The organism is Thalassospira lucentensis (assembly GCF_050516545.1).
Lineage (GTDB): Bacteria > Pseudomonadota > Alphaproteobacteria > Rhodospirillales > Thalassospiraceae > Thalassospira > Thalassospira lucentensis_C.
Map to the genome: position 1 here is coordinate 4010900 of NZ_CP191544.1, position 17508 is coordinate 4028407.

Annotated in this window: 16 protein-coding genes; 9 read left to right on the plus strand and 7 right to left on the minus strand. The window is 52.9% G+C overall.

All coding sequences use genetic code 11. The features are described from left to right. The first annotated feature begins 20 nt into the window (after positions 1-20). From hemP to ACQ0MK_RS18470, 6 genes are all read left to right on the plus strand, one after another. On the plus strand, positions 21-188 hold the full coding sequence (gene hemP, locus ACQ0MK_RS18445) for a hemin uptake protein HemP (protein ID WP_350044943.1): 168 nt from the start codon (positions 21-23) through the stop codon (positions 186-188). Positions 189-311: 123 nt separating this feature from the next. Then, a complete protein-coding gene (locus ACQ0MK_RS18450) occupies positions 312-2375 on the plus strand; it encodes a TonB-dependent hemoglobin/transferrin/lactoferrin family receptor (RefSeq protein WP_430473847.1) in 2064 nt (687 codons plus the stop codon). Between the two features lie 73 nt (positions 2376-2448). After that, positions 2449-3522, plus strand: a complete 1074-nt coding sequence (locus ACQ0MK_RS18455) for a hemin-degrading factor (protein WP_430473848.1) — start codon at positions 2449-2451, stop codon at positions 3520-3522. A 3-nt stretch (positions 3523-3525) separates the two neighbouring features. After that, positions 3526-4386 carry a heme/hemin ABC transporter substrate-binding protein gene (locus ACQ0MK_RS18460; protein WP_430473849.1) on the plus strand — a complete coding sequence of 287 codons (861 nt, stop codon included), beginning with the start codon at positions 3526-3528 and terminating at the stop codon, positions 4384-4386. Between the two features lie 13 nt (positions 4387-4399). Then, entirely contained in the window at positions 4400-5467 is a 1068-nt protein-coding gene (locus ACQ0MK_RS18465) for a FecCD family ABC transporter permease (RefSeq protein ID WP_430476047.1), read from the plus strand. After that, positions 5464-6339, plus strand: a complete 876-nt coding sequence (locus ACQ0MK_RS18470; RefSeq protein WP_430473850.1) for a heme ABC transporter ATP-binding protein — start codon at positions 5464-5466, stop codon at positions 6337-6339. Before ACQ0MK_RS18465 ends, ACQ0MK_RS18470 begins: the two co-directional genes overlap by 4 nt. Here ACQ0MK_RS18470 and ACQ0MK_RS18475 read toward each other — a convergent pair. Next, positions 6336-8033, minus strand: coding sequence for a methyl-accepting chemotaxis protein (locus ACQ0MK_RS18475; RefSeq protein ID WP_430473851.1), 1698 nt, complete (start codon positions 8031-8033; stop codon positions 6336-6338). The two genes, ACQ0MK_RS18470 and ACQ0MK_RS18475, sit on opposite strands and share 4 nt — an antisense overlap. A 186-nt stretch (positions 8034-8219) precedes the next feature. Beyond that, positions 8220-9137, minus strand: a complete 918-nt coding sequence (gene gcvA, locus ACQ0MK_RS18480; protein ID WP_430473852.1) for a transcriptional regulator GcvA — start codon at positions 9135-9137, stop codon at positions 8220-8222. A gap of 282 nt (positions 9138-9419) precedes the next feature. Here gcvA and ACQ0MK_RS18485 point away from each other — a divergent pair, with 282 nt between their 5' ends. From ACQ0MK_RS18485 to amaB, 3 genes are all read left to right on the plus strand, one after another. Beyond that, positions 9420-10607 carry an NAD(P)/FAD-dependent oxidoreductase gene (locus ACQ0MK_RS18485; protein ID WP_430473853.1) on the plus strand — a complete coding sequence of 396 codons (1188 nt, stop codon included), beginning with the start codon at positions 9420-9422 and terminating at the stop codon, positions 10605-10607. Positions 10608-10670: 63 nt separating this feature from the next. Further along, complete coding sequence (locus tag ACQ0MK_RS18490) at positions 10671-11993, plus strand: aspartate aminotransferase family protein (RefSeq protein ID WP_430473854.1); 1323 nt, start codon at positions 10671-10673, stop codon at positions 11991-11993. A 56-nt stretch (positions 11994-12049) separates the two neighbouring features. Next, positions 12050-13549, plus strand: coding sequence for an L-piperidine-6-carboxylate dehydrogenase (gene amaB / locus ACQ0MK_RS18495; RefSeq protein ID WP_430473855.1), 1500 nt, complete (start codon positions 12050-12052; stop codon positions 13547-13549). 39 nt (positions 13550-13588) lie between these two features. Here amaB and ACQ0MK_RS18500 read toward each other — a convergent pair whose 3' ends face one another. The 5 genes from ACQ0MK_RS18500 to thiM all read right to left on the minus strand — a co-directional run bounded on the left by ACQ0MK_RS18500 (position 13589) and on the right by thiM (position 17440). Next, complete coding sequence (locus ACQ0MK_RS18500; RefSeq protein WP_430473856.1) at positions 13589-14425, minus strand: putative phage abortive infection protein; 837 nt, start codon at positions 14423-14425, stop codon at positions 13589-13591. Between the two features lie 116 nt (positions 14426-14541). Next, positions 14542-15147 (minus strand): superoxide dismutase, encoded by a 606-nt coding sequence (locus ACQ0MK_RS18505; RefSeq protein ID WP_430473857.1) that lies wholly within the window; start codon positions 15145-15147, stop codon positions 14542-14544. A gap of 298 nt (positions 15148-15445) precedes the next feature. Next, the gene (locus ACQ0MK_RS18510) at positions 15446-15751 is read right to left on the minus strand and encodes a hypothetical protein (RefSeq protein WP_430473858.1); all 306 of its coding nucleotides are present in this window, start codon (positions 15749-15751) and stop codon (positions 15446-15448) included. A 247-nt stretch (positions 15752-15998) separates the two neighbouring features. After that, complete coding sequence (gene thiE, locus ACQ0MK_RS18515) at positions 15999-16634, minus strand: thiamine phosphate synthase (protein WP_430473859.1); 636 nt, start codon at positions 16632-16634, stop codon at positions 15999-16001. Beyond that, positions 16631-17440, minus strand: coding sequence for a hydroxyethylthiazole kinase (thiM, locus tag ACQ0MK_RS18520; RefSeq protein WP_430473860.1), 810 nt, complete (start codon positions 17438-17440; stop codon positions 16631-16633). Before thiM ends, thiE begins: the two co-directional genes overlap by 4 nt. Between the last annotated feature and the right edge of the window lie 68 nt (positions 17441-17508).

Sequence of the window (17508 nt, forward strand, 5' to 3'; positions counted from 1 at the left end):
AATTGGACAAGGAGTTTGCGATGCCTGACATCGCAGCCAGACCGGAACAGACCGGAAAAGCCGATCAGCCAAGACAGATACAGGTGGAAGAATTGATGAGGGATGACCGCGAAGTCATCATTCTTCATCAAGGGGACGAATACCGCCTTCGTATGACGTCAAACAACAAACTAATTCTGACCAAATAAGGCGTCAAAACGACGCCACACCATCAAATCTGACCAGATTTGCCAGCCAGCGCGCCAGTGCCTCCCTGCACAAGCCAGCCAGCCAGCCGAAATCGGTAAAAGCTGCCTTACAGGGGAAAATCTATGGTTCGAGCCATCTCTGCGCGCCTGCTTTTGGCGACAGTATCCACAATTGCACTTAGCGTCGCGGCACATGCCCAGGAAGCGGCAGATACATCTGCGACCAATGCGAAAAACGTTACCGGAACTGAAGAACTGCCCGTTGCGGAAACTGTGGTTGCACTTGATGCGATCACGATCACCGCGAACAAGCTGGAAACATCGGCAATTGATGCACCGGCATCGATTTCGATTGTCGATCAAGAAGAACTGGAACGTCGCCAGCCTTCTGATCTGAGTGACATTTTGCGCGGCATGCCAGGTGTCGAAATTTACGGCGGTCCAAGAAGTACGGTTCAGGAACCGATCATTCGTGGTCTGACTGGGGATCGGGTTGTTGTCCGGGTAGATGGTGCGCGTGCCAACATGAGTGTTGGTCACAAAGGGCGCTTTTTCTTTGATCCCGAAGTTTTGAAATCTGTGGAAGTTTATCGCGGTGCGGCGTCAACGATGCAGGGTACGGGCGCACTTGGCGGGGTGATTGCCCTGACCACCAAGGATGCCGATGATCTTCTTGATCCGGGTCAGAATATCGGTGCGCGTGTGAAGGTGGGATATGCCAGTGTCGATCACGGGCTGACAACGAACGGCATGGTCTATGGTCGCCCGTCAGACAATACCGACATTCTTGCCAGTGTAACCCGCGAAAGCACGGGAAACTTTGAATCCGGGGATGGCGACAAGCAACCTTACACCGATGATGATTACATCAACGGGTTGTTCAAAGGCGGGGTCGACATCAATGATGCAAACCGTCTGACCCTTACCTTGCAGCGCTATAGCGATGATCACCAATTGCCGGCGGCACCCGATAGCGGTGCTGCTGTTAACGCCACCAGCAACTTTCTTGTAGATCGCGAAAGCGAAGAAACATCGTTGGTCCTTGGCTACAGCTATCGGGATTCCAGCAATGACTGGGTTGATGCAAAGCTTAATGCCTATGGCATGCGGACTGATCTGGATGAAAAGCGCGTCAGCGATGGTCGCCATGATGAACGCACCCTTGATACCATCGGGCTTGATGGCAATAACACGTCACGGTTTGATCTGGCCGGTCGCGATCTCGCGGTAACAATTGGCGGCGAGCTTTATCAGGATTCACAGGAAGGTCGCCGCAACGGGGTTGCCGTATCCAACCTGTTCCCGGATGCCGATATGGTGATTTATGGCCTGTATGTCGACAACAATCTGGCGCTAACGGATGCGCTTGATGTCACGGCGGGTGTGCGGTTTGATTCATACGATCTGTCTGCTGACGGACAACGTTCGCGCGAAGACAGTGCGATCTCGCCCCGTTTCTCGGCAAGCTATCGGGTGACATCGTGGATGCAGCCCTATGTCAGTTATGCCGAGGCCTTCCGTGCACCGGCCATGACTGAAATGTATGCAAGCGGCTATCACTTCCCCGGCAACAATTTTGTCGCGAACCCCGATCTTGAAGCTGAAAAAGCCAAGACGTGGGAATTCGGGACCAATTTCAAGTCGGACAACCTGCTGAGCGCAGGTGATGCCTTCCGTGCCAAGGTTGCCTATTTCCAGAACGATATTAGCGATTATATCGAGCAACAAGGCGCTGTTATGGGCAGTGCGGAAACCAAAAGTGTGAACGTCCCGGAAGCGCAGATCGAAGGGTTCGAAGCGGAACTGTCCTACGATACGGGCGTTGTTTTTGCCGGACTAGCCGGGTCGCGTATTCGCGGTGAAAACACGCAAACAGGTGCAAATCTTTCAAACATTCCTGCCGACAAGGTTTCGGTTTCTGGTGGATATCGCTTTGTTGACGTCGGTGTCGAGCTTGGCGGACGGGCAAACATGGTTGACCGACTGACCCGGATTGCTTCGGGTGACGAGGTTCCGGGATATGCAACCTTCGATCTTTTTGCCAGCTGGGATGCAAGCGAAACCCTGCCCGGGCTGACGGTGAATGCCGGGATCGATAACATTCTCGATCATAACTATCAGACGGCTGACAACGGCCTGTATGAGCCGGGTCGCAACGTAAAAATCTCCGCAAGCATGAAATTCTAGGTCACGGGGTCAGGCGATGCAGCTTCTGCATCGTCTGGACCACCGGATCTTTATTGAGAGGTAAAGAAACGCCATGAGTGAAAATAATTTTAAAACCCCGTCTGAAGCCTGGGCCGCATTTTCTGCAGGTGAGGCAACAGGATATGCCGTTGATATCGCAGCCGAGCTTGGCCTGAGTGAAGGTGAATTGGTCGCATCAGGTGTTGGTGGCAACGTTACCCGTCTTGATGCCGATTGGGGTGATCTGATCAAGCGTCTTGAGGGCCTTGGCGAGGTCAAGATCCTTACCCGCAATCCGAGCGTTGTTCATGAAAAAATCGGAACATTCGGCAAGGTCGGCATCAATGGTGAAATGGGTCTGGTTCTGAACGGAGATGTGGATTTGCGCCTGTTCCTTGGGCACTGGGGCCATGGGTTTGCCGTTGAAACCAACAACCCGCGTGCAGGTCGCCGCCGCAGCATCCAGTTCTTTGATCACGAAGGTAAAGCCATTCACAAGGTCTTCCTGACGGCAGAGTCGATTGATGCGGGCTATGACGCGCTGGTCGCTGAATTCAAGGCAGAAAATCAGACACCGGGTATCGAAACCCTGCCGCCATTGCCCAAGTCGGTCACGCGAAAAGATGACGAGGTTGACGTAGAGAACCTTCGGGCACATTGGCGCAAGATGATGGATGTCCATCAGTTCCACGGATTGCTGAAAGATTTCAATGTTGGACGTCAGCAGGGCATGCGTCTTGTCGGCCCAGAATTTGCCGAACGCCTTGGCAATGAGTCACTGAAAACCATGTTGGAAAAGGCATCCGAAAGCAGCCTGCCGATTATGGTGTTTGTCGGCAATAGCGGGGCGATCCAGATCCATACCGGTCCGGTGAAAAACATCCGTGAAATGGGTGACTGGATCAATGTTACGGACCCGCGTTTCACCCTGCATCTGCGCATGGATATGATTGCCGAGGCATGGATTGTAAGGAAGCCGATCCGCGAAGGTGTTGTTACCACGGTCGAGCTTTATGATTCTGATCTGAACAATTTTGTCATTTTCTGTGGCGAGCGTCCGCCAAAGGAATCTGAGAACCCGGCATGGCAGGCATTGGCCGAAAGCCTTCCGCGTTTCGATGCCGCACTGCAAGCAGTTGCGGAGTAGTCGATGCAGCACCGTTTCATCATCTTTTTAATCGCCCTGACCGGTTTTATCGGTTTTGGGGTGCCAAGTTTTGCCGCCGATCGTCCCAGCCGCGTTATCACGGTTGGGGCACCGGCGACTGAAATTGTCTTTGCCCTTGGGGCGGGCAACAGTGTGATTGCAACAGATACCACCAGCACGCGGCCAGAACCGGTTCCTGATCTGCCCAAGGTCGGTTATATGCGGCAATTGGCCTCCGAAGGCATCATCAGTCTGCAACCCGATCTGATCGTTGTGGTCGAAAAAGCCGGTCCGGACACGGTGCTGCAGGAACTTGACGGTCTTGGAATACCAATTCTCAAATTGCCGTCCCTTGATGAAATGAAAAACCTTCCGGCTGCAATTGCCCTTGTCGGGGATGCGCTGGGACGTCCGGACGAGGCAGCCGCCCTTGGCCGTAAGGTTCAAGATGACAATTCAAATCTGGGCGGGGCTTCTGCCGATCCGCGGCCAAGCATCGTCTTCTTGATGGCGGTCGGGCATGGACAACCGCTTTCAGGTGGGAACCATACGACTGCCAACGAAATCATTGGTCTGATTGGTGGGGAAAACACCATGGCGGCCTTTGATGGTTACAAGCCGGTTTCACCAGAAGTGATTGCATCTGATCGATCAGATTATGTTCTGATCGCGCAATCGACCATTGATGGTCTGGGTGGTCTCGATGGTTTGAAAGCGCATCCTATTCTGGGCCTGAACAAGGCCGTTGCCACAGGTAACGTCTTGTCGGTTTCGTCTTCGACGATTCTGGGTTTCGGGCCGGAATCCGCATCGGAAATTCGCCAGATTGCTGAAACACTGCATCAAAAAGAACAGGGGCAGTGAGCGCGTGAAGCAGATGGTGACATCGTTTCATAATCATGTGCCGATCCGTGGGCCGGTTGTGGTTTTGATTCTTCTGATGTTTGGCTTGATTGCCGCGGCGATTGTTTCACTTGGCACAGGTGGTGCGGCAATCGCATGGGGGGATGTGGTCGGTCATCTCGCCCATCGCGTCGGTTTTACCGGTACAGGCATTGATGCGTTTGACGCACGTGTGCTTGATACGTTGCGCCTGCCGCGCATCTTGCGCGCGATTGTGATTGGCGCCGGGCTTGGACTTGCCGGGGCTGTTATGCAAAGCCTGTTTCGCAATCCGATTGCCGATCCCGGTATCATCGGGGTGTCGGCCAGTGCTGCCTTGGGGGCGGTGGCGATGATTGTGGCAGGGCACATCATTCTGGGAAGTTATTATCCGGTTGTTGGACCCTATGGTGTGCCGGTTGCGGCCTTTGGCGGTGCTGTTTTGGCGACCGGTATTATCCGGGTTTTATCGCGTCAGGATGGTCAGACAGATGCGGCAATCATGTTGCTGATCGGGGTCGCGATCAATGCCATCGCCTTTGCCGGGGTCGGTGTCTTTACCTATATGGCTGACGATGCCCAATTGCGCAGTCTGACATTCTGGCAGATGGGGGCTTTGTCGGGAAATGGTCCGGCCGATACACCTGCCTTGGTCGTTATGACTGGCGGTATTTTGTATCTGCTAGGGTTGGGAACGCCACTGAACCTGTTTTTGCTGGGCGAGGCCGAAGCACGCCATCTTGGTGTCGAGGTTGAGCATCTTAAACGCAGGGCAACGGTCGTTACCGCACTTGTGGTTGGGGCGGCAGTTGCCGTGTCAGGCATTATCGGCTTTGTCGGATTGGTCGCGCCGCATCTGGTGCGCTTGGTAACGGGGCCGGATAATCGCTATGTCCTGCCGGCATCGGCAATATGTGGTGCGATCATTCTGACCTGTGCGGATGCGGTGGCCCGGATCATTGTTCTTCCGGCGGAATTGCCGATTGGTTTGGTCACCGGGATTGTCGGGGGGCCATTTTTCCTTGGGCTTTTGATGCGCGAAAAGAAAAGGCGTCGGTTATGAGCCTGATTGCGGACAACATCAGTTTTGTGGCCCGCGGGCGTCATCTTTTGCGCGATATTTCTGTTGCGGTGGAACCGGGCAAAGTTCTTGCGGTGTTGGGGCCAAACGGGGCCGGAAAATCGACCTTGCTAAAGGTTCTTGCCGGCGAGCTTTATGCCGCTCAAGGCACTGTAACCCAGAATGGACGGGATATTTCGGGTATCCCTGCAATGCAATTGGCGCAAGAACGGGCGGTAATGCCACAGGCAGCCTCTATGACATTCCCGTTTGTCGTGCGCGACGTCGTTGCTTTGGGGCGGTCGCCTTTTCGTAAGCTATCAATAAGGCAACTTGATCAGCAATTGGTTCGACGTGCCATAGAACTTGCCGATATTGATCATCTGAGTGAGCGGGCGTATCCGGCCCTTTCGGGTGGGGAGAAACAGCGCGTCCATCTTGCGCGCGCATTGGTTCAGGTCTGGGGCATGGACGGGGCGGATGTTGATGCGCGCACTTTGGTAACGGGTTCGGATGGTATGGAAGCTCATGGTCAATCAATAAGAAGTCGGTTCTTGCTGCTTGATGAACCGACCTCGGGGTTGGATGTATCCCATCAGCACACCTTGTTGGCCGTCGCACGACGCGAAGCACATCAAAACAACGTCGGTGTTCTCATGATCCTGCATGACTTTAATCAGGTCATGGCCTATGCCGACAAAGTTGTTGTTCTGCAGAACGGTGAAATGGTCGCGGACGGTGCCGTTGATACGGTTATGCGTCCCGACCTGTTGTCAGCAGTGTTTAAAAGTCCGATCCGTGCGATTTCTGACCCTGATGGCGGTGCAGTTCTGGTCAGTCAGGCAAAGCACAATCTAGATGATAGTTTGGCTTAGGCGACAATTTCACGGGCTTCTGCTGCAAGCTGTTTAAGGGCGGCCAAAACGTCGATGGTTGCGGCCTCCATCTTGGAAAATGCGGCTTCGGCGGCCGCCGTATTGTGATTGGCATAGGCCAAAAGGGCATCGTGGCCAGCTTTGTGCTGCATTTCATGGGGAACGCGCACAGTGGCAAAGCTGGGTAGTTTGCGGAACGGTTCGGCGGCGTCGCTACTATACCATTTGCCAAATCGGCAGGCTTCAGCCGCCCCCATATCAACCTTGGTAGGGTCGGTCAGACCAGCAAGTACTTCGGCAACTGCCTTGAAATAAACGGCGTGTTCGGCCCGCGCACTGCGAATGGTGCGGTTGGGAATGTCATAGCGCACCAGCTCCGAAACCTGTTGATCGATCAGTTGTTCGACCTCGCTGACGGTTTCAATCGCCGATCTGATCGCGCTGACTTGTCCACCTGTTTGGTTGGCAATGCCCGTAATGCCGCCGCGAACGGCATCGGTTGCGCGGTTTTGTTCATCAAGAATATTGGATATATCGGCAATGCGTTGGGTGGTGTCTTCCATCTTGGTGCCGATGTCACCGATTTCGCGCGCAACTTCCCCCATGACGTCTTGACCGCGTGAAACCGCCTCTGTCCCCAAATTCATTGCATCGACAATGCCCTGCGTTTCGTCTTGAAGATTGGTGATACGGGTTCGGATTTCCTCGGTTGCGCGCGCGGTTTGTTGGCTCAGCGCTTTGACCTCATTGGCGACCACGGCAAAACCTTTTCCGGCATCACCGGCACGGGCTGCTTCAATCGTCGCGTTAAGGGCCAAAAGATTGGTTTCCGAGGCAATCGCTTCGATGGACTCAACGATTTCACCGATCTTTGCCGATGCTTCGGCCAAGACATCAACCCGCTTTGACGCATCGCTTACGACATTGGCAATTTCGTCCATACTGTTGACAGCACCTTTGACGGTTTCCTGACCGGTGCGCGTGACATTGATTGCATCTTCGGCGTTGTCTGCTGCTGCCCGGCCATTTTCGGCAATGTGACTGATGCCAGATACCATCTGATCAACGGCCGCTGAGATTGATTGGGCTTGACGATCGACATCTTCGATCACGTTCATCATGCGCGCGTTGGAAATGGCACTTTCATTGATGGCAACCGATAGATCCATGGTGCGGTCAAGCTGTTGATCTGCAAAGGCATTTTCAGATGCCGTATGGCGCTTTTCTGCACTGGCATCGCAATAGGCGGTCAGGGTCAGCTCGATATCAAGCAACATCACGGATGTCAGGGCAGTGACGATCTTGGCAGCTTCACCTGCACGCCAGCGGAATTTGACGATGATGGTTTCAATCAGCGCATCGGTAACCGCGTTATAGGCCGCGATGTAAAGTTTGGGCGTGATGCCAAACTCTTCATGACGTTCACCAATGGCGATGGATTGGCGAACAAAATCCTCGTCGATTTTACCGTCAAACAGTTTTTGCCAATGTGCCTGTAAGGTTTTGGTCAACTGATCAAGTTTGGGACGGTCAAGGGTGGCCTGATTGATTTCAGGTTTTTGCGCGATAGATTCATAAAAATTCTTGGCCCGTTTGGGCGATCCATCGTGAATGTCGCGTGATGCCTTGCGCAAGGTGCCAAAAGTAGCCGGCAAGATGGCATATCGTTCCAGACGGTCTTCAAGTAACGACACAGCGCATATCCCCTTTTCCCAACTCCCGGTATGTGTACCGGATTTCTCCCAGATCAGCTTTTTGAAAGCTTCTTTTCTATATGGGAACAGTCCACCTTTTCCGGCGGTAAAGCCCAATCATAAGGAACATTAGGGACCGGTTGCTTAATCGACAATCAATTTCTGATCCGTAAGGATAGTATCGGATCATTGCGATGGGAGTTGTTCTTGGTCGTTTTTACAGGTTGCAAGCAACCAGTCCCTAAACGCGCGGACGGCAAAATTGTTTTCTTTTTCCTTCGGATACACAACGTAGTAGGCGTGGTGATTGGGGATTGAGACATCGAAAGGTGCGACCAATCGCCCGCTTTCAAGTTCTTCGCGCACCAGAAATTCCGGCAAAAGTGCCAATCCAAGTCCGGCAACCGCGGCCTGAATGACCATGTGGAAATGCTCAAACCGTGGACCGGCCAATTCATCAACCACAGCAACGCCGGTTGCCGCCAACCAGTCCTGCCATGCGCGCGGGCGGGTGGAATGTTGTAAAAGTGTGCAATTGCGCACCCGTTCGCGGGCAATCGGCAGATCGTCATTTTCCTTAAGCAGTTTTGGCGCACATACCGCAATCAAGGTTTCGCCCATCAGACGGTGAAACACACAGCCCGGCAGGTTTTCATCGCCAAAGTGAATGGCGATATCGATGCCTTCGCGGTCAAAATTGAACTCACGCGTTTGGGTGATCAGATTAAGCTGAATATCAGGCCAGGTTGCCTTGAAGTCCCCCAGACGTGGCACCAACCAGCGTGCCCCGAATGTTGGAAGTGTCCCAACCGTCAGCATCCCGCCTGCATCGGAATAGGCCATGACTTGCAGCGTTGCGGCTTCTGCCCGATCCAAAAGATCACGGACCTGTGCGGCATAAGCTTCGCCCGCAGCTGTCAGTTTCAGGCGTTTCTTAACCCGGCGAAACAAATCACGACCAAGATATTCCTCAAGCGCACGGATCTGGCGGCTGATCGCACTTTGCGTGACGTTGAGTTCTTCGGCAGCCCGGGTAAAGGACAAATGACGCGCAGAGCTTTCAAAGAATTGCAAGGCGGTCAGGGACGGAAGCACGCGGCGCATGGATAATCCAGTTCATAACAAAACGGAATGATGTGGTGCGAATATATCGTTTGTTTGCTTCTCCTCCAAGGCGTAACGTTTTAAACGGTTCCAAGCCCCCTCGCGCCACCATTTGAAGCGTTCGGGCTATGGAGCTAAAGTACCGGGGGGCTGTCAGTTTGTAATGTTTTGGAAGGATATATTCCTTTCAGACCATGCCGGTATCTAAGGCAGAACAACAATAATGTCCGGGAATGAAAACGGTCAGAAGGCTTCAACACTGTATCGGATGAGATCGCAAGAATGGGTTTGGCGAACGAAAATTATGATGTGATCATTGTCGGTGGCGCGGTCATTGGCAGTTCCATCGCGTGGCATCTGACCGGCCGGGATGATTTCAAGGGTCGGGTTCTGGTGATTGAAAAAGATCCCAATTATGAATTTTGCTCGACTGCCTTGTCGGCAGCATCAATCCGTCAGCAATTTTCGACCCCGATCAATATTGAAATGTCGGCTTACGGCATTGATTTTCTGCGCAATCTGAAACGTGATCTTGACCCGGATGTTGATATTGCCCTGCATGAAAAGGGCTATCTTGTTCTCGCAACCAATGATGGCCGCGATATCCTGCGCCAGAACCACGCGACCCAGACCGAATTTGGGGGCGATATCATCTGGATGGAACCCGATGAATTGGCTGCAAAATACCCGTGGATGAATACATCCGATCTGGCAGCAGGATGCTGGGGCCGCACGGGCGAGGGATGGTTTGACGCCTATTGCTTGATGCAGTCGTTCCGCAAACAGGCCCGTCGTCGGGGGGCGGAATATATCGACGGTGAAGTGGTCGATGTTGTGCGCGCAGGCGATCAGGTGACCGGTGTTGTTCTGAAAGATGGCCGTCGGTTTGGGTGCGGCACATTGGTTAATGCCGCGGGAACGGGTGGATCAAAGCTTGCGAAAATGGCGGGTCTTGAAATCCCGGTTGAGCCGCGCAAACGCTGTATCTTCGTGTTTAACTGCCGCGATGCTGCTGACATTAATGCATCCTGCCCGATGCTGATTGACCCAAGCGGGCTTTATGTCCGTCCCGAAGGCGAATTTTTCATCACCGGCATTGCCCCGCCCAAAGATCGCGATCCGGAATGCTGGGATTTCGACGTTGATCACAGCCTGTTTGACGACATCATCTGGCCCGGTCTGTATGAGCGCTGTGAACGGTTTGAAGCGATTAAGGTCGTTAATGCCTGGGCCGGTCATTATTCCTATAACCTGCTTGATCAAAACGCGATCCTTGGCCGCCATACGGACGTTACGAACTTTGTCTTTGCCAATGGCTTTTCCGGCCACGGATTGCAGCAAAGCCCGGCGGTCGGGCGCGGCATATCTGAGCTGATAGCAACCAATACCTATCAGACCCTTGATCTATCTGTGTTTGGCTACGAACGTATCCGCGACAATGCCCCGGTGTTGGAACTAAACGTAATTTAATTCGGTTTCGTAACGATGATACGAAATTAAACTGTTAACCAAAAAGGTCGGAGCACGCCCCACATGCCCCGTGATGATGCCAGCACGACAGAGATGCCAGATAACAGCACCGCAATTCGGGATCGTCAGGCCGGATCGGTCTCAGCAGGGGTGCGCAACCTTCATCCGGTTTATCTCGATCGCGCACTGAATGCCGAAGCATGGGACGTTGATGGCAACCGTTTCATCGATTTTGTTGGCGGGATTGGTGTTTTAACCGTCGGGCATCGCAATCCGCTGGTGATGGAGCGGGTGGCAAAACAGTGTGAACGCTTTACCCATAGCTGCTTTAACGCGCTGCCTCATGAGCCCTATGTTGCCGTGACCGATTGGTTGGCGACAAACTGCCCGATTGAAGGTCCTGCAAAATCCATGCTGACCAATTCCGGGGCAGAGGCCATGGAAAATGCATTGAAACTTGCCCGTGCCTTTACCAGACGGACCGGGGTGATTGCCTTTGACGGGGCGTTTCATGGTCGAACTTTGGCGACATTGGCCCTGACCGGAAAGACCAAGCCTTATAAAACCGGGCTTGGGCCGCTTCCGGGGCCGGTTTGGCATTTGCCATATCCTTGCCCTGAAACCGGGATATCGGTTGGCGATGCCATGGCAGCGATTGATAAGTTATTTGCCGTTTCAGCCGATCCGGCATCTGTTGGGGCCATTGTGATCGAACCGGTGCAAGGCGAAGGCGGTTTTCGCGCCTGTGACGCGGCGTTTCTGGTGGCGCTGCGCCGCCTGTGTGATGCAAACGGTATGGTTCTGATTGCCGATGAAATCCAGTCAGGGTTTGGGCGGACGGGCAAGATGTTTGCCATTGAGCATGCCGGTGTGGCACCCGATATCCTTGTCATGGGCAAGGGGATTGGCGGTGGTTTCCCGCTGGCTGCCATCACCGGGGCCGAAGATGTTATGAACGCGCTGGCCCCCGGTGGGCTTGGCGGGACCTATTCGGGCAACCCGGTGGCCTGTGCGGCAGCAACCGGTGTGTTCGAAGTACTGGAAACCGATAAAATTCTGGGTCGTGCCAAGCAGCTTGGCGAAAAATACGCGACCCATATCGCATGGTTGTGCGATCTGCCCGGCGGGCACGTAATCGGCAATATGCGCGGAATTGGCGCCATGCGCGCCTTCGAGATGATTGCAGATGACGGCAAGCCATCGCCCAAACGTCTGCAAAGCTTATTGCAACTGGCCCGTGCGAGCGGGCTATTGTTAATGCCAAGTGGTGAACATGCCAATGTGGTGCGCCTGTTGGCACCTTTGACCATTCCGTTTGATCAGGTCGATGAGGCTTTTGCCATCATCGCCAGACTTTTGCCAAAAGTGGCAGAGATCGCAGATTAACATCACTGGAATGGTCGGTGAGGTCACCGAAAGTTTAAAAAGAAGGGAGTTTTACTGTGAGTTTTAAATCCATCCTGACCGAGCTTGGTCTGTCTGACGCCGAAATTGCCACCGGGACGCTAAAAGTCCAGACCCCGGTCGACGGGTCTGAATTTGCGTCTGTCACCGAAACCACACCGGCCGAAATGCTTGATGTGATCGGCGATGCCAAAAAGGCATTCGGTGCATGGCGTCAGGTTCCCGGCCCGCGCCGTGGTGAATTGGTACGTCTGTTGGGCGAAGAACTACGCGCTGCCAAAGAACCGCTTGGTCGTCTGGTGTCGCTTGAATGCGGCAAGATTTATCAAGAAGGCCTTGGCGAAGTTCAGGAAATGATCGACATCTGCGATTTCGCAGTTGGTTTGTCGCGTCAGCTTTATGGTTTGACCATCGCATCCGAACGTCCAGGCCACAAAATGATGGAAAACTGGCATCCTTTGGGCGTTGTTGGCCTGATCACAGCCTTTAACTTCCCGGTCGCACCTTGGGCGTGGAATACTGCGTTGGCACTGGTCTGTGGTAATGCCGTGATCTGGAAGCCGTCGGAAAAAACCCCGGTCACCGCACTTGCCTGTCAGAAAATCGTTGAAAAGGCGCTGGCGAAATTTGGCGATGCCCCGGCAAATCTGCATCAGGTGATTGTTGGTGATCGCGAAATCGGTGAAATCATGACCGATAGCCGCGATGTCGCCCTGATTTCGGCAACCGGTTCGACCCGCATGGGCCGCGAAGTTGCCCCACGTGTTGCACAGCGCTTTGGCCGCACCATCCTTGAACTTGGCGGTAACAATGCCATGATCATAACCCCGTCAGCAGACATCGATATGTCCGTGCGTGCGGTTGTGTTCTCGGCCGTTGGCACCTGTGGTCAGCGTTGCACATCCTTGCGTCGCCTGATTGTCCACAAGGATGTTAAAGATCAACTGTTGCCGAAAATCATTGCGGCCTATAAGTCGGTCAAAATCGGTGACCCGCTTAAAGACGGCGTGCTTGTCGGGCCGCTGATTGACAAGGATGCCTTTGACAACATGCAGACCGCACTCACCAAGGCCAAGGCAGATGGTGGCACGGTTCATGGCGGTGAACGCACACTTGAAGCGGAATATCCGAACGCATTTTATGTCACCCCGTCGGTGGTCGAAATGCCCGGTCAGACCGACACGGTGAAACACGAAACATTCGCGCCGATCCTCTATGTCATGACCTACGAGACACTTGAAGAAGCCATTGCCCTTCAGAATGACGTGCCCCAGGGCCTGTCATCTTGCATCTTCTCGACCGATCTTCGTGAGACCGAGTTGTTCCTGTCATCTGTTGGTTCGGATTGCGGCATCGCCAACGTCAATATCGGCCCGTCGGGTGCTGAAATCGGTGGCGCATTTGGTGGTGAAAAAGAAACCGGTGGTGGTCGTGAATCTGGTTCAGACGCATGGAAAGGCTATATGCGCCGTGCGACCAACACGATCAACTATTCCCGCGAATTGCCATTGGCTCAGGGTATCAAATTCGATATCTGATCAGGCGTTTGAGCAGGTGTAAAAGTGAAACGCTGCCGATTATTCGGCGGCGTTTTCAATTCCGAATGCTTTATCATTGAAAGACAATTTGTGATTTGTCTCGAAAAGCTCACTTGTTGGTAAGTTGTCAAAAAGGGCATGCTCTTCGGCAACCAACTTGAACTTTGTGCCCTGATCAGAGAGGCAGTTATAGAACAAGAGCTTCAACTCTTGGTTTGATAGTTGTGATCGGACCATTCTTGAATGATATTGTTGGGAATGTTCGTTTTCGTCCAAGAATTTGAAAATATTATATAAATATCGGCAGTAATGAGCGATTTTTGGCGCATATTCTTTCATGAATCGGGTCATCGACAAGTTGACTAATTCAGTGTCTGTAAAGTCCCGACTTTCTTGATGATTATATGGGGAATTCTTCTGGTTTTGATAAGAATTCTGCATTGTTGAATACAGAATTGTAAATGCATCTCTCCCCTTATGCTTGTTTCTAGTTGAAGGCTGTATAACCTCAATCGCATCAACGATTTCGTTAAGCATTGAGAGCATCTGGAAAAGTGTGCTTTCAAACTTTTGCGAGTTGATTTGGTTGATCTGACCTTCAAGTGCCGTGGCTGAACGGCTGAGTTCTTTTCTTGATAGTATGAGTTCGCTACGTTGAAGAACAATTGTTAGCAAAAGACCAAGTATAGTTACGAATGTGAATATTGGGTTTAGAGTTCCTCCAAAGAAGTCACCCCACTGACCTAGCTCTTTAAAGTCAGAGGTTTTTTGCACCCCGAACCAAATCATTCCAACCAAGGCGAGCCCAGCTAGAACGACGGAGATAGCAAAGGCGATCGAGAACCATTTGTTCTCCCCTTTCTCTTCTTTCTCCAAACTGAAAACTCCCTATGACCGATTCATTTTATGGTTGCATGTTAGTAAGCCAAAACAAATAAAAAAGCGGCCCCCGAAGGGACCGCTTTTGAAGTCGTCTCAAAGCTTGGGGCTGATTAGCCAGCTTTGGAAAAACGTTCTGCGACATATTCCCAGTTAACCAGGCTGTCGAGGAACGCTTTGACGTAGTCAGGGCGCGCGTTGCGGTAATCGATGTAATAGGAGTGTTCCCAAACATCACAACCAAGCAGCGGGGTCTGACCGTGAACAAGCGGGTTTTCCGCATTCGGGGTTTTGGTCACAACCAGTTTGCCCGATTTGTCCATTGCCAACCAGCACCAGCCCGAACCGAACTGGGTAACGCCAGCCTGAATGAAGGCTTCTTTGAAGGCATCGACAGAGCCGAAATCTTCGACGATTTTCTTTTCCAGTTCACCCGGAATGGCGCCGCCGCCATTGCCCTTCATCATCTGCCAGAACTCGATATGGTTCCAGTGCTGGGCAGCGTTGTTGAACAGGCCGGCTTTGGCAGCGTCATCGTAGGAAGCAACAATAACTTCTTCGAGTGATTTGCCTTCAAGGCCCGAACCTTCGAGCAGCTTGTTGCCGTTCACAACATATGCGTTGTGATGTTTGTCATGGTGAAACTCAAGGGTTTCAGACGACATGACTGGTGCAAGCGCGTCATATGCATACGGAAGTGCTGGGAGTTCAAATGCCATGATACAGTTCCTCGACTTTCATTATGGGTCTGTGCGGTAACGCAACATATCCCTTTTTGCGCGTTTGGTGAAAGTGAAAATCCCGTGCAACCTGTTGGAAACCTTTGTTGCAGGATCGTTAAACGCGGCAAGAGGGATGCCTTTGCTCAGTTATCTAGGACGCTGGGCGGTTTATGCAATGCGTCATCTGGCAATGGTCTGTTGCTTAAACACATCTGATGAACAATTTGCGGGGCAAAACGTTCCCGAAAACCGGTGGTTTTTTTGCAATTCGCGGGTGATCAGCAGATTAGGCCCGCTATTCTTTATAAAGTCCGACCATATGCTGAATGTCGGTGCCATTGCGGATCATGACGTCATATTCCCCGCGGCTAAGGGCCGAAATATCGATCTGACAGGGGAATTTCAGACAATTGCGTAGAAACGCAATGGTTCCGTCAGGGTGGCTTAAGATGACTTCACCTTTCTTGGTTTCAGAATGGATCGTGACACTGTCCGTCGTTGGTCTTGGGGCGACCTTGATCGCAGCCAACGCGGCTGTGGTGATCGTCATCAGACTGATCAAGGCTATGACAACCGGTTTACTGAGCAAAGATTTAGGCATGGCCTTCCTCGCGCGGTTTCTCGTTCTTCATGCGGGGTAATATGACCGGCGAAGCAGAAGAATTAGCGGCGCAATTGCGGCATTTCCGTGCCGGTTCGTGCATAAGGTGATGGACTGCCATGCGCAGACCAGAAGGTGTGAAATCTCGTCACAGCAAAAACACCAATCCCCGCAGAAGGTTAGCGCTGCGGGGATTGGAAGTTCGCCAAATGTGATATTTCAGCGCAAATTAGATCGTGTTTGGGCGTTATGAACGGGCGGTCTTTAGAGCGTCAGAAAGACGTTTCGCTGCAGACTCGGGATCGGGTTGGCCGCAAATGGCCGAAACAACCGCCAATCCGTTGGCACCGCTTTTTATAACCGGCGCGACATGTTCAAGCTTAAGCCCGCCAATCGCAACAGATGGAAGGCCTGCGATCTTTATCAATTCAGCCAACCCGTCAAAACCAATGGCTGGTTTGTGGTCGGGCTTGGTCGGGGTGGCAAAGATGGGGCCAATGCCGACATAATCGACAATGCTTGGGTCAACCTTGCGCGCTACGGCTTCATCTTCAATCGAAAGACCAATGATCTTGTCACGCCCCAGCCGGTCGCGGGCCGCCCGCGATGGCAGATCATCCTGTCCAACATGCAGGCCATCCGCACCAATTGCGATGGCGGCGTCAATATCGTCATTGACGATCAACGGAACACCGGTTCCAGACATCGCATCCATCAATTCACGGCCAATACGAATAAGGCCTTCGGTTCCGGCCTTTTTATCGCGCAATTGCACGATGGTTACCCCACCTGCAATCGCGGCCATGGTCGTTTCAACCATCGAATGGGTGCGGCACAGACCGGGATCAAGAACCAGATAAAGGGATAAGCCGAACTTCTTCATAGAACCTCGATCCGGGCGGTGGTGTTAAAGGTTCCTGCATCGAGGTTATGCAGCCCATCGACAAAGGCGGTCATGAAGGATGCCGGGCCTTGTGCGGTTTTGGCGGCAATTTCACCGGTCACGGCAAAATTGGTCAGGGCCGCAACGGTTGCCTCAAACGCCTGATCGGGCGCAATGGCAACATAGGCCCCGACAAGGGTGGTAAGCGCACAGCCCATCGCCGTGATTTTTGGCATAAGGTCCGATCCACCGGCAATGCGGACCGAACGGGTGCCATTGGTGACGTAATCAACTTCGCCGGTGACGGCAACAATCGCGTTTTGCGCAGCGGCAAGAGTGCGTGCGGCATCTTCTGCCTGTTCGACCGGATCGCCACTATCAACACCCTGACCGGCACTTTGACCACCGCCAAGGGCGATGATTTCTGATGCGTTGCCGCGAATTACGGTCGGGCGAAGCTTCAACAGATTAGCGACAGTCTCGCGGCGATACCCGGTGGCGAAATGCGCAACCGGATCAAGTACCCATGGTTTGCCCGCATCATTGGCCGATTTGGCCGCGGCAATCATGCCATCGACCCAGTTGGGCGACAGGGTGCCGATATTAACCGTCAGGGCACTGGCAATGGAGGAAAATTCACCGGATTCTTCGGGTGTATGGACCATGGCAGGCGATGCGCCTGCTGCCAGCAGGACATTGGCGGCATAATTCATTGCGACATAATTGGTAATGCACTGAACCAATGGATTGGTCGCGCGCATGCGTTCAAAAAGATCGGTCGCGGTTTGGGAAAGGTCGGTCGTCATATCGAGGCTCCAATGCATCTTATGTCGCGGCGTTGGAGACCCAGTTCGAAGTCGGAAAGATGGAGAAC